The organism is Subtercola boreus, from assembly GCF_003399635.1.
Taxonomy (GTDB): Bacteria; Actinomycetota; Actinomycetes; order Actinomycetales; family Microbacteriaceae; genus Subtercola; species Subtercola boreus_B.
This window is the reverse complement of sequence record NZ_NBXB01000042.1, coordinates 134,950-150,737: the sequence shown is the minus strand read 5'-3', so window position 1 is coordinate 150,737 and position 15,788 is coordinate 134,950. Positions and strand designations below refer to the sequence as shown.

Here is a 15,788-nt window from a genome sequence, read left to right as displayed (position 1 = left end):
GCCGGGGCCGGTCTCAGGCGGCCGCGGTAGCGACTGCGTCGGCAGCGGCGCGCGGGCGGGTTGTGCGCTGTTCGATGACCTTCTCGCGCGGCATCGTCGCAACAAGGCGTTGCACGTAGATGCCGGGGGTGACGATACCGTTCGGGTCGAGGTATCCGTCGACGATCTGCTCGGCCTCGGCGATCGTGATCCGGCCCGCCGTCGCCACGAGCGGGTTGAAGTTGCGGGCGGTGTTGCGGTAGATCAGGTTGCCTGCGGCGTCGGCGCGCCAGGCGTGGACGAGGGACAGGTCGGCCACGATGCCCCGCTCGAGAACGTAGGTCTCGCCGTCGAACTCGGCGAGCGGCTTGCCGTCGGCGACGGGGGTTCCGACGCCGGTCTTCGTGTAGAAGCCGGCGATGCCCGCCCCGCCCGCGCGGAGGCGTTCGGCGAGGGTGCCCTGGGGAGCGAACTCCACCTCGAGTTCACCGCTCAGGTACTGCTGGGCGAACAGCTTGTTCTCCCCCACGTAGGAGGCGATCACCCTGCTGACCTGGCGGTTCTCGAGCAGGATGCCGAGGCCCTGGCCGTCGACGCCCATGTTGTTCGAGACGATCGTGAGGTTCCTGGCGCCGCTGTCGCGGAGTGCCTCGATCAGGTCGGAGGGGTTGCCGGAGAGGCCGAAGCCGCCGACGGCGACCGTCGCCCCGTCGTTCACGGCATCGGCTACAGCCTCTGCGGCGGTGTTGAACAGTGTGGACATGACACTCCTTCGGGCCCGGACATGTCCACGTGGTGGTCGTCGACACGGTCTCACCATCGACGTTAGGGGGAGGCTCGAGCGCTGTCAAAGGTCGCGGTCTTCTCGGAAAGCATGCCAATCGCACTCTGACCACGAGGCGAGAGTATGCTCACAATATGGACAATCTTTCGGCGATCTATGGCTGAACCGGTGCGCGGGGCCCAGCTCGTCTCGCGCGTGAGCCGCATCCTGAAAGTCGTGTCCGAGCATCCGGACGGCCTCACGGCCGCCGCCGCCGCTCACGCCACCGGGTTCACGCGGCCGACCACCTACCGGCTCCTCGCCTCCCTCGCCGCGGAGGGTTTCGTCGACCATGACACCGCCCGCGGCCGGTGGTTCCTCGGGCCGGAGCTCTACCTGCTCGGCTCGCTCGCTGCCGACCGGTACGACATCACGGATGCCGCCAGGGACAGCGTTCGCAGTCTGGCGAAGGAGACGGGGGAGAGCGCCTTCTTCTCCACCCGGCGAGGAAACGAGACCGTCTGCCTGCTGCGCGAGGAGGGCAGCTTCCCCGTGCGGTCGTTCGTGCTTTCCGAAGGGGTTCGGTTCCCGCTGGGCGTGGCATCCGCGGGGCTGGCGATCCTCTCGTTCCTCAGTGAGGGGGAGGTCGACGCGTACCTCGCCAGGGTCGACCTGACCGAGCGCTGGGGAGCGCAGCACGCCGAACACCTCCTGCGGCAGCGCATCGGAGAGACCCGCGAGCGGGGTTACGCGGTGAACCCCGGGCTCATCCTCGAGGGCAGCTGGGGCATGGGGGCTACCGTCTTCGATGCGACCGGCCGGCCCGCGTGGGCGCTCTCGCTGACCGGGATCGAGTCGCGGTTCCGTGTCGGACGGCAGGCCGAGCTCGGCCAGCTGCTGCTCGACCACGCGCACGGGGTCGGCCAGCGCCTTGCGTCTGCTTCTCCCGGCGTGCCGGCCCCCTCGAGGAGTCGAAATCCGACCTAGAACCGGCCTGTTGGGGCGGAAATCGACTCCCCGATGGTGTGGCTGTGGGTGCTGGTGCCGGGGCGGGATGGTGCGTGCTGGGCCAGGCCCTGAATGAAGAGCAGCACGCCGAAGTCGAACGCCGAGGTGCCCTCGTCGGTCTGCAGGCCGGCCGCCACGCCCAGGCTGTCGTACTGCAGGCGCTGCTGCTCGTGCGAGACGTGGCCGAGGATGAAGTGCAGCAGAGCTGCGGATGCCCGGCTCGCGGTCTCGTCGTCGAACTTTCCGCGACCGATCGCCGCCCTCAGCCGGGTGAGCGGAACCGAGGCGCCGAGCCCGAGGGCGAAGCTGCTGGAGACGACCTCGGCCCCGTCGCGGTAGGCGAGCAGCGCGTCGCGGAGGCTCTGCGCTTCTGCGGCGGTGACGATCATCCAGTCGCCGGCAGCAGCGCCGGGGCCAGAGCCAGCAGCGGGCAGCGCCCGCCCGCGCGACGCGATGCGGTCGGAGAGTTCGGCAAGCAAGGTCTGCTTGTTCGGGAAATGCCAGTACAGGGCACTCGGTTGCACGTCGAGGGCGGCGGCGAGGCGTCGCATGGTGAGTTCGGGCAGGCCGTGCTCGTCGAGGATGCGGAGGGCCGTCTCGGCCACGTCGTCGCGGGTGTGCCGGGCAGGGCGCGGGGGGTGCCCCTGAGCGGATCCACGCGGCGAGGTCATGAATCCCACTATAGTGAACACCGTTCAGGTGAACAGTGTTCAGGAGACCAGACATGACCGATCAGACCGTCCAGCCCACCCCGGTGAAGCCGGTAAGCCGGTGGCACATCGACGCCACGGACATCGCCCGCATCGCCGTGTTTGCCGCGATCACCGCCGTGCTCGGGCTGCCCGGCGCGTTCCCCGTCTTCGGCTCGGTGCCGATCACGGCGCAGACCCTCGGTGTGATGCTCGCGGGAGCCGTACTCGGCGCGTGGCGCGGGGCGCTTTCGATGGTCGTGCTCCTGGTGCTCGTCGCACTCGGCCTGCCGCTGCTCGCCGGCGGACACGGCGGTCTCTCGGTGTTCGTCGGCCCGACGGCCGGCTATCTGTTCGGCTGGATCGTCGGCACCTTCGTGATCGGCGCCATCGTGCACGCGGGCGGCCGCACACTGACCTGGCCGCGTACCATCGTCGGTGTGCTGGTCGGGGGGATCCTCGTGGTGTACGCCATCGGCATCCCGGTCACGGCACTGGTGCTGCGCCTCCCGATCGGCCCGACCGCGCTGCAGGCCACCGTCTTCCTTCCGTTCGACCTCATCAAAGCCGCCATCACCGTGGTCGTCACGATGACCCTGGTGCGGGCGTACCCGCGGGCGTTCCGGATGCGGCCGAGGGATCGTGCGTGACGGGATCCATCACCTTCAGCGACGTCTCGGTGCAGCTGGGTGACCAGCTCGCGCTCGATTCGGTGTCGCTGAGCCTCGACGCCCAGCGCGTGGCGGTGATCGGCGCGAACGGATCGGGCAAATCCACCTTCGCCCGCGTTCTCGGCGGCCTGGTCGCGCCGTCCCGCGGAACGGTGTCGGTGCTCGGGGTCGATCCCCAGCGCCAGGCGGCGGCGCTCCGCAGGCTGGTCGGCTTCGTCTTCAGCAACCCCGACGCCCAGATCATCATGCCGACCGTCGCCGAAGACGCCGCGTTCTCACTGCGGAGCGAGAAGCTGCCCCGCGCGGAGTCCGCCGAGCGCGTGCGCCAGACCCTCCGCGAATTCGGCCTCACCGACCTCGCGGATCGCGCCGCCCACGACCTGTCGGGTGGCCAGAAGCAGTTGCTCGCGCTCGCGGGAGCGGTCATTCGTCGGCCCCAGCTCATGATCGCCGACGAGCCGACGGCGTATCTGGATGCCCGCAACAGCCGCCAGATCGCCGACCACTTGCTCGCCCCGAACGACCGACAGCTCGTTCTTGTGACCCATGATCTCGCGCTCCCGCTCCGCTGCGACGTGGCGGTGCTCTTCGAGGGCGGGCGGATGATCGGCTGCGGCGACCCGGCCGACATCGTGTCGCAATACGAGGCGAGCCTCTCGTGCTGACGCTCGCTCGTGATGGCCGCTGGGGCGATCTCTGGCCGCGCGCGGTGGCGCTGTGCTGACGCTCTACCGTCCGGGCACCGGCTGGCTGCACCGTGCTCCCGCCGGTCCGAAGGTGTTCGGGCTGCTCCTCATCGTGCTGGCGGTGTCGATCCTGCCGTCGACCTGGTTGTCGGCAGCAATCGGGGCAGCGGGGGCCGTCGTCTGCTATCTCGTGTCGCGCATCGGGATGGTCGAGCTCGGACGCCAGATCGTCTCCCTGCGCTGGATCGTCGTGGTGACGTTCGGCTTCCAGGTGATCTTCCTGCCGATGGAGTCGGCCGTCGCGAACACGACCCGTGTCGTCGCGGCGATCGTCGTCGCCGCCCTGCTCGTGCTGACCACGCGCGTCGGCGACCTGCTCGATGCGTTCGAGCGGGGCCTCGGCGTCTTCAGCCGGTTCGGACTCGACCCGGAGCGGGTGGCGCTCGTGCTCGCCGTGGCGATCACCACGGTGCCCGTGCTCGCGCGGCTCGCTGTGGGCGTGCGCGAGGCCCAGCGTGCCCGGGGTGCGCGGCTGGGGGTGCGGTCCTTCGTCATCCCGTTCCTTGTGGTGTCGCTGAAGCACGCCGACGACCTCGGCGATGCCCTCACGGCACGGGGTGTGGTGTGACGGGCCCGCGCGTGCTGGGGGCGACCGTCGACGCCCAGACCCGCTGCATCCACTACCACTCAGAGCTCGACGTGATCGCGATCCGGTTCGCCTGTTGCGGCGACTACTACCCCTGCCATCTCTGCCACGCGGAGAGCGCCGGGCACGAAGCGCGCGTCTGGCCGGTCGCGCGGCAGGATGCGCTCGCAGTGCTCTGCGGAGTGTGCCTGGCCGAGCTGAGCATCGCCGACTACCTGGGCGTCGACGCCTGCCCCCATTGCGCCGCCGCCTTCAACCCCGGCTGCCGCCTGCACGCCTACCTCTACTTCGCCCCTCGGTAGCTCGCGGGCCCGGGCGGGTCAGGGGGCGGGCGGCAGGGTCCGGACTTCGCCGAGGGGTATTGGGATGACGGCGTGCTCGCGCTCGTAGTCGGCCTCGCGGCCAGAGCCACCCCTTCTCGTCGAAAAAATCAGTCCACCGCCCAGACGCATGGACTTCTGGACAGGTTATTGAGACACTGGAAGGCGTCACATGGGCGCTCGACGACGACGTTGAAGGAGTTCAGATGACCATCCATTCCCCTGCGCAGAGGCCGATCCCGCTTCCGGCAGGCGTTGATGCTGAGACGGCCGCTGCGGTCACGGCTCTGTACACGGAGGGAGTGACGGCCAGGAAAGCCGCGTTCTCCGCGGAATGGGCCGACGAACTGCGCGAAGACATCGAGGTGGCGCTGGCCGAGGCGCAGAGCCGCCCGAACGGCGCCGTCGGGCGCGGCCCGAAACGCTACTACGTCGAGATGCATCCGGAGCAGATGCGAGGCTGGCTCGAACTCGTCGACCACCCGTGGGTGCGTTCGGTGTGCGAGGCGACGCTCGGGCCCGATTACCAGATCATCGAACTCGGATTCGACGTGCCCGGGCCGGGGGCGAAGAAACAGCCCTGGCACCGGGACTTCCCCCTGCCGGACGAGACGCGCGACACCGGTCGGCTGACCTCGCTCGCGTTCAACGCGACGGCCGTCGACACAGACGAGGACATGGGGCCGTTCGAGATCGCCCAGACCACGCAGTTCGACCTTCCCGACGGTTTCGAGCACGAGATGTTCCCGCCGAAGGATGCCTACTCGCGGTATGAGGGCCTGGCCGTCCGCAAGTTCCCGAAGCGTGGGGATCTGTCGGCGCGTTCCGCGCTGACCATCCATCGGGGTACGGAGAACCACTCTGAGAAGTCGCGGCCCGTGCTCGTGCTCGGTGTGGACGCCCCGGGCGCCGGCAACGCCGAGCACCACGACATGGCGGTGACGCGAGGATTCTACGACAGCCTGCCCCAGCGGGTGCGCGACCATCTCGTCTGCCCGGTCGTCGAGGTGCTGACGCCGATCACCCAGAAGCACTCGATCGAGGGCCTGATGATGGGCGAGGCTTAGGGCGAACCCGCCCTTCTCGGGTCAGGCCAGCCGGGGCGGAGCCGCCGCCTGGTCGGGCGTCAGGAACACCCGGGCTGCCTCATCGAGCTGCCCCGTCGATCGACTCAAGGCTTTCTGTCGGTATGTGCGCGTCGAGACGACTGAAACTCCCGAGTCGATGAGTCGAGATGGGGCATGGAGGGGGACTGACAGGTGGCTGGATCGGGTGCGCGCGCCGCATGATTGCTCCGAACGAGCGCCAGGGGGGAGGGTGCCCCCGCGCATGGTGCGAAGATGGGGCAATGAACGACGTCAGGCGGCCTCTGAAGGCCGGTGCAGGCGGCCTCGCGGTCGCCGCCCTCGGAGTGGTGTTCGGCGACATCGGAACAAGTCCGCTGTATTCGCTGCAGACCGTCTTCAGTATCGATGGCGGAGCGGTGAAGGCCACCCCCGACGACGTCTACGGTGTGATCTCGCTGATGTTCTGGGCGGTGACGATCGTCGTGTCGGTGAAGTACGTGTCGATCCTGATGCGTGCCGACAACGACGGCGAGGGCGGGGTCATGGCCCTCGCGGCCCTCGCGCAGCGACTCTACGCGGCCAGGGCGGGTAAGGCGGGGCTCCTCCTCCTGATCGGAATCGTCGGGGTCTCGCTGTTCTACGGCGACTCACTGATCACGCCGGCCATCAGTGTGCTCTCCGCTGTGGAGGGGCTCCGGATCGCGATCCCCGGGGTGGACCACCTCGTCGTGCCGATCGCCGCGGTCATCCTCACCGGCCTCTTTGCGTTCCAGAAGTACGGCACGGGCCGGGTGGGCAAACTCTTCGGCCCGGTGATGCTGCTCTGGTTCGCTGTCATCGCGGCCGCCGGAGTGCCGATGATCATCCAGGATCCCGGAGTGCTGGCGGGCCTTTCCCCCACCTACGCGGTGATGTTCTTCGTGTCGCACCCGGTGATCGCGTTCGCGGCGATGGGTGCCGTGGTGCTGGTCATCACCGGCGCAGAGGCGCTGTACGCCGACATGGGGCACTTCGGTCGCCCGCCGATCCGCCGTGCCTGGTTCTTCGTCGTGTTCCCCGCCCTCGTGCTGAACTACCTGGGGCAGGCGGCGCTGATCCTGAAGGATCCGGAGGCGCGCGCCAATCCGTTCTTCCTCCTCTTCCCCGACTGGGCCCGGCTGCCGGTTGTGATCCTTGCGACGGTCGCCACGGTCATAGCGAGCCAGGCCGTCATCTCGGGTGCGTTCTCGTTGACCAGGCAGGCCGTGCAGCTGGGGCTTCTGCCACCGTTGACCGTGCGGCACACCTCGGAGAAGGAGGGCGGGCAGGTCTATCTGCCGGCGGTGAACACGCTGCTGTTCCTCGGTGTGATGACCGTCATGCTGGTCTTCCGTTCCTCGGAGGCCCTGGCCACCGCCTACGGCGTCTCGGTCACAGGTGCCCTGGTCGTCGACACCCTGCTGCTCCTGCTCGTCGCCCGCCGTCTCTGGGGGTGGGGCCCGTTGAAGATCGGGCTCGCGGCGCTCGTTTTCGGGGGGCTCGAGCTCACCTTCCTGAGCGCCAACCTCTCGAAGGTCGTGCACGGAGGGTGGGTGCCCCTCCTCGTCGCCTTTGCCGTGATCCTCGTGATGACGACGTGGCGGAAGGGCCGCGCACTCGTCATCAAGGGCCGGATCGTCAAGGAGGGCTCGCTGTCGGAGTTCGTGCAGGCCGTGCGCGACAAGCAGGTGCTGCGGGTGCCCGGCATCGCGATCTTCCTGCACCCCAACAGGGACTCGACCCCGTTGGCGCTCCGGGCGAATGTGGAACGCAACCGGGTGCTCCACAAGCGGGTCATCATCGTGACGGTCGTGATCGAGAACGTGCCCCACATCCACCCGAAGGAGGCATTCGAGTACAACGACCTCGACTTCTCCGACGACGGCATCAACCACGTCAGGGTGCGTTTCGGCTTCTCGGACACCCCGAACATCCCGAGAGCCCTCCGCAGGGCGTGTGCTCTCGGAGTGCTCGACCTGAAGGCCAAACAGATCGACGCGGCATCCTATTTCGTCTCCCGCGGAGCGATCCGGCCGACCCGTGCACCGGGAATGACGGCCTGGCGGAAGTCACTCTTCGTGGCCCTCGCCCAGAACGCCGCCAACCCGGCGGCACGGTTTGCCCTGCCCGCCAGTCGCACCGTCACCATGGGCAGCGACATCGACATCTAGCGGCCGACAGCGCCGAGGGCGACCGGTATCTACTTAGTCATCAAGTTTCTTGATTGTAAAGAAGAATGGATGACGACGTCATACCCTCTTTCTGGGGGACGCGGCAGACCGATCCAGGACCCTATGATCGTACGAATCCCTCTGTTCCTAGCGGAGGCAATGAACCGAAAGCTTCTGTCCTATGGCTTTATTGAATCCAGAAACCGACGCGACCGAACCGGCGTCTCTCATCGCGCTCCCGCGCGCCGCCGCCGCGAGCACGGCATCGCACAAGCACGTCATCGCCGACGGGGCCGCTGAGTACGCCGCCGCCCTCCACGACCTCGATCGCCAGCACCGGAAGCTCCGCACAGGATTCGCCGACCACCTGGGCCTCACCCACAACGAGTACGACGCCTTCATGTTCATCGCCGAGCAGCGCACCACCACGCCGAAAGAGCTTGCAGCAACCCTACGGTTCACCACTGGTGCGACCACTGCAATGATCGACCGGCTCGAGAACGTCGACCTCGTGCACCGCATCCCGAACCCCAACGACCGGCGAAGCGTTCTCATCGAACCCACCTTCCACGGCGCAGAGCGGGCCGACTGGGTCATCAACATCTTCGTCCGCATCGCGTCGGACGCCGTCAGCTCACACGATACCCTCAGCCCGCAGCAGCTCATCGAGTCGGTGACGCACACCACTGCCACCCTCGCCACCGCGACCACGAAGATCGCCTGACACTCCCATCAGGACTGCCGCGTCCGGCAAGCGCCGGTCAGCGCACGCGCGACGCGACGAACTGCAGGCGTGGGTGTGCGTAGAACTCCTGCCCCTCCACGAGCAGCAGCTCACGGGAGCCCGAGCGGTGCGTCAGGTCGATCAGGTCGAAGACGCTCGATGCCGCCCGCTCGAGTGCGATGCGCGCGTCGTTCGTTTCGCGGTAGTGCGCCGTGAACAGCGCCGCCGTGACATCTCCGGAGCCGTTCGCCTTGAAGGGCAGGTATGGCGTCTCGACGATCCACGCCCCGGCGTCGTCGGCGACGAGCATCTCGATGGTCGACGGATCCCGGTCCGGGCGTTCCACACTCGTCACGAGCACGACGTTCGGACCCATCGCGCGGGCGAGGTCGACCGAGGCGAGGGTCGACTCGAGCGTGGTCGGCGCGGTGCCGGTCAGGTAGCCGAGCTCGAACTGGTTGGGTGTGATGATGTCGGCGATCGGCACCACGCGCTCGCGGAGGAGTTCGGGGATCTCGGGCGCGACGAAGCATCCGGACTTCGCGTTGCCCATCACGGGGTCGCACGCGTAGATCGCCGACGGGTTGGCGGCTTTGACCCGCTTCACGGCGTCGACGATCACGTCGCCGATGCCCACTCCGCCCTGGTAGCCAGACAGCACCACGTCGATCTCGGGCAGCACCCCGCGCTCCTCGATGCCGAGGATGACCTCCCGCACGTCATCCGGTGAGATGAGGGGCCCTCGCCAGGCCCCGTAGCCGGTGTGGTTCGAGAAGTTCACCGTGTAGACCGGCAGCACCTCCACGCCGATGCGCTGCAGGGGAAAGACGGCGGCGGAGTTGCCGACGTGCCCGAAGGCGACGGCGGACTGGATCGAGAGGATCTTCACCTCCCCATTCTCGCAGGGGCGTGGCCGCTCGGGGCCGCCGGACCGGGCTCAGGCGATGCGGATGAGTTTCTTGTTCGCGAACTCCTCGAGGGCGAAGCGGCCCATCTCCCGCCCCGAGCCGGAGCGCTTCACGCCGCCGAAGGGGAGCTCGGCCGCATCCCCGAGCACCAGGTTGACCCAGACCATGCCGGCGTCGATCCCGTCGGCGACCCGCAGTGCCTGCTCGGGGTCGGTCGTGTACACGTACGAGCCGAGGCCGAAGGGGGTGTCGTTGGCGAGTCGCACAGCCTCCTCCTCCGAGGAGACCCGGTAGAGCGCGGCGACGGGGCCGAAGAACTCCTCCCGGTAGGCATCCATCTGCGGAGTGACGTCGGCCAGCACCGCCGGCGGGAAGAAGTTGCCGACCGGCTCGCCACTGGCCAGCACGGTGGCGCCCTGCGTGACGGCACGACCGAGTTGCTCGGTCAGGCGCTCCGTGGCCGCTGCCGATGAGAGCGGGCCGAGCAGTGTGCCCTCGGCGAAGGGATCCGCCGGCTGCGCCTCGGTGAAGGCCGCGGTGAACTTCGACGCGAACTCCTCGTAGAGGTCGTCGAGCACGATGAACCTTTTCGCCGCGTTGCAGGACTGCCCATTGTTGTCGAGCCGGGCATTGACGGCATCCTGCACGGCCGCGTCGAGGTCGTCGGTCGAGAGCAGGATGAACGGATCGGAGCCCCCGAGTTCGAGCACCACCTTCTTCAGGTTCCTGCCTGCGAGCTCGGCCACGGCGGCGCCCGCGCGCTCGGAGCCGGTCACCGAGATGCCCTGCACGCGGGGATCGGCGATCAGCGTGGCGACCTGGTCGTTGTCGGCGTAGATGTTCACGTAGACCCCCGCGTGCGCTCCGGCCTCGGCGACGGCGGTGTCGAAGATCTCCGCGATGGCGGCGGCCGACTCGGGGCACTGCGGGGCGTGCTTCAGCAGGATGGTGTTGCCCACCACGATGTTCGGTCCGGCGAAGCGGGCGACCTGGTAGTACGGGAAGTTCCACGGCATGATACCCAGCAGCACGCCGAGGCCCGAGCGGCGGACGAACGCCGAACCGGTGCCGTCGCTGAGCTCGATGGCCTCGTCGGCGAGGAGAGCGGCGCCGTTGTCGGCGTAGTACTCGTAGATCGCCGCGGCGAAGTCCACCTCGCCGAGGGCCTGCTCGAGCGGCTTGCCCATCTCGCGCACGACGATGCGGGCCAGGGCGTCGCGTCGCTCGGTGTGCAACTCGGCGACCCGGCGGATGAGCCGAGTGCGGGCATCCACCGTCACCGTGCGGGACCAGTCCGAATAGGCGGCCTGCGCGCTCGCCGCAGCCTCGTCGAGACCGGCAGCAGTGATGGTCGGATATTCGGTGACGGTCTCGCCGGTGGCCGGATCGATCACTGCGTAGTGGCTCATGTCGCTGCTCCTGGAATCTGGGTGGGGAATCTGCGGAATCTGTCGAATCTCTGGTGAGACGCCATCGAAGCGGATCGCGTCGCGACCCAGAGTACTGGTTTCCTGTGTCGATCCACCGGATGGATTTCGCCCATACCGATCCTTTTCACATGCTCGGAGCGCACAATGGATGCACGGTACGAGGTGTGTGGCGGAAGGAGCGGGGATGCTGAGCGAAGGAACCCCGTGGTCGGCGCGTTCGGCCGACAATGCTTCCCAGCACCTGCGCGGCCCCGCGGCCGTCGCTGCCATGGGTCGAAGTGCCGCCACCCAGATCCGGGCCGTCGCGCCGTTGGTGCTGCTCTCGATGACCAGGGTGCTCCCACACTTCGCCGACGAGGAATGCCCCACCTGCGACCTGGTCGACAGGCCCGTGCCGCGGCTCTCGTTCACCGAATGGGACAGTGGCCGCTGGTTCGTCGTCGACCCGCAGTTCGGGATGCTCGGCGAGATCGAACTCGTCGGCACCTGCTACCGGGTCTCCCACGCCGCCGATGCGAAGGGCGCCACCTTCGCATTCGGCTCCCTGCCGCTCGCGGTCTCTTACTTCGAGGAGTACGCGGCCGCGCTGGCGCTCACGCTGTAGCGACCCGTCGCGGCGGGTCCGCGGTCAGGGTTTCGCGGTCAGGGCCCCCTGTCAGGGTTTTGCGACGTCGGCCCGGCGCGAGAGTTGGATCACGCCGTAGACGGCGAGCGCCCCCGCCACGACGAACGCGATGCTGGCCCACCAGGGCGCAGAGGCCGCCTCGCCGAGCACCACGATGCCGATCGTCACGCCCACCATCGGGTCGATCACAGTCAGCCCGGCGACCACCAGGTCGGGTGGGCCCGACGAGTAGGCCGTCTGCACGAAGTAGCTGCCCGCGAGCCCCGCGAGGATGAGCCCGAGGATGCAGAGGATGGTCAGCCAGTCACCGGGCGTGATGTGGAACTTGTCCATGAAGAGGGTCTGGATGCGCTCGATGACGACCTTGGCGAGGGTGGCGACGAAGCCGAACAGGATGCCGGCACCGACGATCCAGAAGATCGGTGTGGCGCGGTTGCGGAAAAGCAGGAACACGGTCACGACGATGGCCAGCACGACGGCGAGGATGATCAACACGATGGCGAGCTGCGTCTCGTTGATCGGCAGGGTCGACGTGGTGAGCGCGGCAACCGTCACGAAGAGGGCGATGCCGCCGACGCAGAAGGCGATAGCGCGGATCGTCGAACGGCTCAGTCGCGTCTTCGTGGTGCGGGAGTTCACCACGGCCGTGATGACGAGGGCGATGGCGCCGAGCGGCTGCACGACGGTGAGGGGTGCGAGGTAGAGACTGGTCAGCTGGAACACGATCGCCAGGGCCAGCATGAGGGTGCCGATCATCCACGAGGGTCGCCGGATCAGCGCCAGCAGCTGCCGGAGGTCGAGCCCGGACTTGCCCTGGCCGCCGGTGCGGGCGTCGACCTTGTTGACACCGCGGTGCTGGTACTCCGCGCCGAGGGCGAGGAACACCGCACCCACCAGCGCGATCGGAATGCCGAGGGACTGCATCGGGGTGAGGGAGACGAGCTCAACGGCCATCGCGCCTGGTCTCGATTCGTACTCGGGTGCCGCAGCACGGGGGAAGAGTTCTCCTTATGAGTATCGGGCCTTTCTACCGCAGCCGTCGACGGGTATCCCCGCCTGTCCTGGTCTGTTGCGTCCCGAGTGCACAGGTGTTAGGCCGTCGGCACGATGATCTGGCGGATGCTCTCGCCGCGGGCGAGCGAGTCCATCGCCTCGTTGATCTCATCGAGCTGGATCTCCGACGAGACGAGGTTCTCGACAGGCAGCAGGCCGCGGCGCCAGAGGTCGACGAAGATCGGGATGTCGCGGGCAGGGATCGAGCTGCCGAGGTAGCTGCCGATGATGGTGCGCCCCGTGGAGACGAGGGCGAGCGGGGAGACGGCTGCGAGATCATCCGGAGCCGGCAGCCCGACGGTGACCGTGCGGCCGCCGGGTGCCGTCAGCGCCAGTGCCGTCTCGAAGGCGACGGCACGGCCGACGGCTTCGATGACCGCGGGGGCCGTGATGCCGGCTTCGACGGCCTCGGCCGGCCCGTAGACCTCGTGGGCGCCGAGCGCCGTGGCCTGGGCGAGCTTGTCGGGGTTGGCGTCGACGCCGATCACCCGGGCACCCTCGACAGCGAGGCCGACGAGCACGGCGGCCATTCCGACCCCGCCGAGACCGACCACGATGAGGGTCTCGCCGGGCGCGAGCCGGGCAGCGTTCAGCACCGCACCACCGCCGGTGAGCACCGCGCAGCCCATGAGTGCCGCGACCTGCGGCGGAACGTCGTCGTCGACGGGAACGATCGAGCGGCGGTCGACGACCGCGTGGTCGGCGAAGGCAGAGACGCCGAGGTGGTGGTCGATGACCTCCGAGCCGTCATGGATGCGCTTGGCCCCGTCGAGCAGCCGGCCGGCGCCGTTGGCGGCACTGCCGTTCTCGCACGGGGTGCGGCCGTCGCTCGCGCAGGAGGCGCAGTGCCCGCAGCGGGGCAGGAACGTCATCACGACGCGCTGCCCGACCGCGATGTCGTCGATCTCGGCGCCCAGCGACTCGACGATGCCGGCGGCCTCGTGCCCGAGCAGCAGCGGCACCGCGCGCGGGCGTACGCCGGTGAGCACCGACAGATCGGAGTGGCAGACGCCGGCCGCCTCGATGCGCACCAGCACCTCGTGCGGGCCCGGGGCATCCAGCTCGAGTTCCCTGATGCGGATCGGCCGCGACTGGGCGAACGGTGGCGGTGAGTCGAGGCTCTCGAGCACGGCTCCGGTGATCTTCATCGGTCACACTCCTTCGGGGATGTCGCGATTCGAGCCTACCCACAACCCGTGGCAGCGGGGCGGGGCGAGTACATTCGAAGACACGACGCCGGTGTTCGGCGTCACCGGACGCCGAAAAGAGAACACCGTGGTCTTCACCTTCGCCCAACCCCGCCAGCTGCGAATCGGTGGGGGTGCGCGGAGCGAGCTCGGCGAACTCGTCTTCGGGCTCGGAGCCAGCCGCCCGCTGCTCGTGACCGACAGGTTCCTCGAGGGCAACGGCGCGGCCGCCGAGTTGATGGGTCTGATGACAGGGGCCGGGCTCCAGCCCGCGCTCTGGGCCGAGACCGTTCCCGACCCGACGACGGATTCGCTGGTCAGCGGGCTCGCGGCGCTCCACGAGCACGGCGCCGACCTGGTGATCGGCTTCGGCGGAGGCAGCCCGATGGACACCGCCAAGGCGCTCGCGCTGCTCGCCGTGCAGGGCGGGAGGATGGCCGACTACCGGGCTCCGCGGCGGAACGACGGCCCCGCGCTCCCGGTCGTCGCCATCCCGACCACCGCCGGCAGCGGGTCGGAAGCCACGCAGTTCACGATCATCACCGACAGTGGCTCGAACGAGAAGATGCTCTGCACCGGCCCGGCCTTTCTGCCGGCCGCAGCGGTCATCGACTTCGAGCTGACCCTTTCGATGCCCGCGCGTCTCACGGCCGACACGGGAGTGGATGCTCTCACCCACGCCGTCGAGGCGTACGTCAGTCGCCGCGCGAACCGGCTCTCCGACGCGCTGTGCCTCACGGCGATCGCCTCGATCGGCGCGCACCTCCGCCGGGCGTACGCCGACGGAACGGATCGAGATGCCCGCGAGGCCCTCATGCTCGCCGCGACGCAGGCAGGCATCGCGTTCTCGAACTCCAGCGTGGCCCTCGTGCACGGCATGAGCCGGCCCATCGGGGCGCACTTCCACGTCGCGCACGGGCTGTCGAACGCGATGCTGTTCCCCGCGGTCACCGCCTTCTCGGTGGGCTCCGCCACCGCCCGCTATGCCGATTGCGCCCGGGCTCTCGGCTGCGCGAGCGTCGGAGACGATGATGCACGCGCGGCCAGCGCCCTCGTCGAGGAGCTGCAGGCACTCTGCCGCGACCTGGCGGTTCCCACCCCGGAGGCCTTCGGCATCGACGAAGCGGCCTGGACTGCGACGATCCCCACGATGGTGCAGCAGGCGATCGCCTCCGGCTCCCCCGCCAACAACCCCCGCATCCCCACCCCCGACGACATGGCCGCCCTCTACGCCACCATCTACCGCTGACCCCCCTGACCCCCGCCCCCTCCACTCGCCCTGTGCAGAGGAGATCTGTGGGCAAAAATGGCCGTTCGACACCTACCGTGCCGAGCTGACCACGTTCGCCTTCACCGGCGAGGGTGACGGGCGGATCACGGTCCCCACCGACGCGTGCCTCGACGACTCCGTGCCGGGCTGGCAGTTGCACACCAATCGGGTCGACCTCACGGGCTACAGTGTCACGACGGCGGACGGCGACACGTCGCTGCCCACGGTGGAGATCGTCGCCACCCGCCCCGCGAGCACCGTCGCCTTCGGGATCGTCCTGCTCGGCCTGATGGCGGTCATCCCGGTGCTGGTGCTCTTCGTGGCCATCAGCGCCTACACCGGCCGGCGCCAGGTCGAGGCCACCCTCACCAGCTGGATCGGCGCGATGCTCTTCGTCGTCATCCCCCTCCGCACCTTCCTGCCCGGCTCGCCTCCGGTGGGCTCCTGGATCGACTACCTCGTCGTGCTCCGGGTGATCGTGGGTCTCGTCACCGGGCTCACCATCTACATCCTGCTGAAGGGACCCCTATCGCGCCCACGAAGCGAGTTTGGCGCGATATGGGTCCCTTCGTC

At 68.6% G+C, this 15,788-nt stretch carries 16 protein-coding genes and 1 pseudogene; 11 read left to right on the top strand and 6 right to left on the bottom strand.

What is annotated here, in order from left to right:
• Window positions 1-13: 13 nt before the first annotated feature.
• On the bottom strand, window positions 14-742 hold the full coding sequence (locus B7R22_RS16590; RefSeq protein ID WP_116412795.1) for a CoA transferase subunit A: 729 nt from the start codon (window positions 740-742) through the stop codon (window positions 14-16).
• Between the two features lie 177 nt (window positions 743-919).
• On the opposite strand from B7R22_RS16590, the gene B7R22_RS16585 reads away from it, so the two are divergent.
• Window positions 920-1,729, top strand: a complete 810-nt coding sequence (locus B7R22_RS16585) for an IclR family transcriptional regulator (RefSeq protein ID WP_116412794.1) — start codon at window positions 920-922, stop codon at window positions 1,727-1,729.
• On the opposite strand, the gene B7R22_RS16580 is transcribed toward B7R22_RS16585, so the two are convergent.
• Window positions 1,726-2,421 carry a TetR family transcriptional regulator gene (locus B7R22_RS16580; protein WP_116412793.1) on the bottom strand — a complete coding sequence of 232 codons (696 nt, stop codon included), beginning with the start codon at window positions 2,419-2,421 and terminating at the stop codon, window positions 1,726-1,728. The two genes, B7R22_RS16585 and B7R22_RS16580, sit on opposite strands and share 4 nt — an antisense overlap.
• 53 nt (window positions 2,422-2,474) lie before the next feature.
• On the opposite strand from B7R22_RS16580, the gene B7R22_RS19975 reads away from it, so the two are divergent.
• From B7R22_RS19975 to B7R22_RS16550, 7 genes are all read left to right on the top strand, one after another.
• Entirely contained in the window at window positions 2,475-3,089 is a 615-nt protein-coding gene (locus B7R22_RS19975; RefSeq protein WP_253259141.1) for a biotin transporter BioY, read from the top strand.
• Window positions 3,086-3,775 (top strand): energy-coupling factor ABC transporter ATP-binding protein, encoded by a 690-nt coding sequence (locus B7R22_RS19970; RefSeq protein WP_253259140.1) that lies wholly within the window; start codon window positions 3,086-3,088, stop codon window positions 3,773-3,775. The genes B7R22_RS19975 and B7R22_RS19970 overlap by 4 nt, the downstream gene beginning before the upstream one ends.
• Before the next feature lie 52 nt (window positions 3,776-3,827).
• On the top strand, window positions 3,828-4,424 hold the full coding sequence (locus B7R22_RS16570; RefSeq protein ID WP_116412791.1) for an energy-coupling factor transporter transmembrane component T family protein: 597 nt from the start codon (window positions 3,828-3,830) through the stop codon (window positions 4,422-4,424).
• Window positions 4,421-4,744 (top strand): CHY zinc finger protein, encoded by a 324-nt coding sequence (locus tag B7R22_RS16565; protein ID WP_116412790.1) that lies wholly within the window; start codon window positions 4,421-4,423, stop codon window positions 4,742-4,744. The genes B7R22_RS16570 and B7R22_RS16565 overlap by 4 nt, the downstream gene beginning before the upstream one ends.
• Window positions 4,745-4,968: 224 nt before the next feature.
• A complete protein-coding gene (locus B7R22_RS16560; RefSeq protein ID WP_116412789.1) occupies window positions 4,969-5,829 on the top strand; it encodes a phytanoyl-CoA dioxygenase family protein in 861 nt (286 codons plus the stop codon).
• 281 nt (window positions 5,830-6,110) lie between these two features.
• Complete coding sequence (locus B7R22_RS16555) at window positions 6,111-8,018, top strand: potassium transporter Kup (protein WP_116412788.1); 1,908 nt, start codon at window positions 6,111-6,113, stop codon at window positions 8,016-8,018.
• Between the two features lie 181 nt (window positions 8,019-8,199).
• Window positions 8,200-8,742 (top strand): MarR family winged helix-turn-helix transcriptional regulator, encoded by a 543-nt coding sequence (locus tag B7R22_RS16550; RefSeq protein WP_116412787.1) that lies wholly within the window; start codon window positions 8,200-8,202, stop codon window positions 8,740-8,742.
• Window positions 8,743-8,779: 37 nt separating this feature from the next.
• Here B7R22_RS16550 and pdxY read toward each other — a convergent pair whose 3' ends face one another.
• Both pdxY and B7R22_RS16540 read right to left on the bottom strand, forming a co-directional pair.
• A complete protein-coding gene (gene pdxY / locus B7R22_RS16545) occupies window positions 8,780-9,631 on the bottom strand; it encodes a pyridoxal kinase PdxY (protein ID WP_116412786.1) in 852 nt (283 codons plus the stop codon).
• A gap of 48 nt (window positions 9,632-9,679) precedes the next feature.
• Complete coding sequence (locus B7R22_RS16540; RefSeq protein WP_116412785.1) at window positions 9,680-11,059, bottom strand: NAD-dependent succinate-semialdehyde dehydrogenase; 1,380 nt, start codon at window positions 11,057-11,059, stop codon at window positions 9,680-9,682.
• A 205-nt stretch (window positions 11,060-11,264) separates the two neighbouring features.
• Here B7R22_RS16540 and B7R22_RS16535 point away from each other — a divergent pair, with 205 nt between their 5' ends.
• Window positions 11,265-11,684 (top strand): hypothetical protein, encoded by a 420-nt coding sequence (locus B7R22_RS16535; protein WP_116412784.1) that lies wholly within the window; start codon window positions 11,265-11,267, stop codon window positions 11,682-11,684.
• A 51-nt stretch (window positions 11,685-11,735) separates the two neighbouring features.
• Here the strand turns inward: B7R22_RS16535 and B7R22_RS16530 are convergent, their stop codons facing one another.
• Together B7R22_RS16530 and B7R22_RS16525 are read right to left on the bottom strand one after the other, a co-directional pair.
• Complete coding sequence (locus B7R22_RS16530) at window positions 11,736-12,659, bottom strand: DMT family transporter (protein ID WP_116412783.1); 924 nt, start codon at window positions 12,657-12,659, stop codon at window positions 11,736-11,738.
• A 137-nt stretch (window positions 12,660-12,796) separates the two neighbouring features.
• The gene (locus B7R22_RS16525; protein WP_116412782.1) at window positions 12,797-13,906 is read right to left on the bottom strand and encodes an alcohol dehydrogenase catalytic domain-containing protein; all 1,110 of its coding nucleotides are present in this window, start codon (window positions 13,904-13,906) and stop codon (window positions 12,797-12,799) included.
• 19 nt (window positions 13,907-13,925) lie between these two features.
• Here B7R22_RS16525 and B7R22_RS16520 point away from each other — a divergent pair, with 19 nt between their 5' ends.
• Both B7R22_RS16520 and B7R22_RS19965 read left to right on the top strand, forming a co-directional pair.
• Complete coding sequence (locus B7R22_RS16520; protein ID WP_172582501.1) at window positions 13,926-15,194, top strand: iron-containing alcohol dehydrogenase; 1,269 nt, start codon at window positions 13,926-13,928, stop codon at window positions 15,192-15,194.
• Window positions 15,079-15,717: pseudogene (locus B7R22_RS19965) on the top strand (DUF4436 family protein); the annotation flags it as partial. The gene B7R22_RS16520 and the pseudogene B7R22_RS19965, both read left to right, overlap by 116 nt.
• Window positions 15,718-15,788: the final 71 nt, after the last annotated feature.

Bases quoted from the DNA above. Each gene is read 5' to 3' on its own strand.
- B7R22_RS16580 (WP_116412793.1), bottom strand. From the start codon at position 2,421: ATGACCTCGCCGCGTGGATCCGCTCAGGGGCACCCCCCGCGCCCTGCC.
- B7R22_RS16585 (WP_116412794.1), top strand. From the start codon at position 920: ATGGCTGAACCGGTGCGCGGGGCCCAGCTCGTCTCGCGCGTGAGCCGC.
- B7R22_RS16520 (WP_172582501.1), top strand. From the start codon at position 13,926: ATGTCGCGATTCGAGCCTACCCACAACCCGTGGCAGCGGGGCGGGGCG.
- B7R22_RS16540 (WP_116412785.1), bottom strand. From the start codon at position 11,059: ATGAGCCACTACGCAGTGATCGATCCGGCCACCGGCGAGACCGTCACC.
- B7R22_RS16530 (WP_116412783.1), bottom strand. From the start codon at position 12,659: ATGGCCGTTGAGCTCGTCTCCCTCACCCCGATGCAGTCCCTCGGCATT.
- B7R22_RS19975 (WP_253259141.1), top strand. From the start codon at position 2,475: ATGACCGATCAGACCGTCCAGCCCACCCCGGTGAAGCCGGTAAGCCGG.
- B7R22_RS16560 (WP_116412789.1), top strand. From the start codon at position 4,969: ATGACCATCCATTCCCCTGCGCAGAGGCCGATCCCGCTTCCGGCAGGC.
- B7R22_RS16535 (WP_116412784.1), top strand. From the start codon at position 11,265: ATGCTGAGCGAAGGAACCCCGTGGTCGGCGCGTTCGGCCGACAATGCT.
- B7R22_RS16550 (WP_116412787.1), top strand. From the start codon at position 8,200: ATGGCTTTATTGAATCCAGAAACCGACGCGACCGAACCGGCGTCTCTC.
- B7R22_RS16555 (WP_116412788.1), top strand. From the start codon at position 6,111: ATGAACGACGTCAGGCGGCCTCTGAAGGCCGGTGCAGGCGGCCTCGCG.
- B7R22_RS16525 (WP_116412782.1), bottom strand. From the start codon at position 13,906: ATGAAGATCACCGGAGCCGTGCTCGAGAGCCTCGACTCACCGCCACCG.
- B7R22_RS16590 (WP_116412795.1), bottom strand. From the start codon at position 742: ATGTCCACACTGTTCAACACCGCCGCAGAGGCTGTAGCCGATGCCGTG.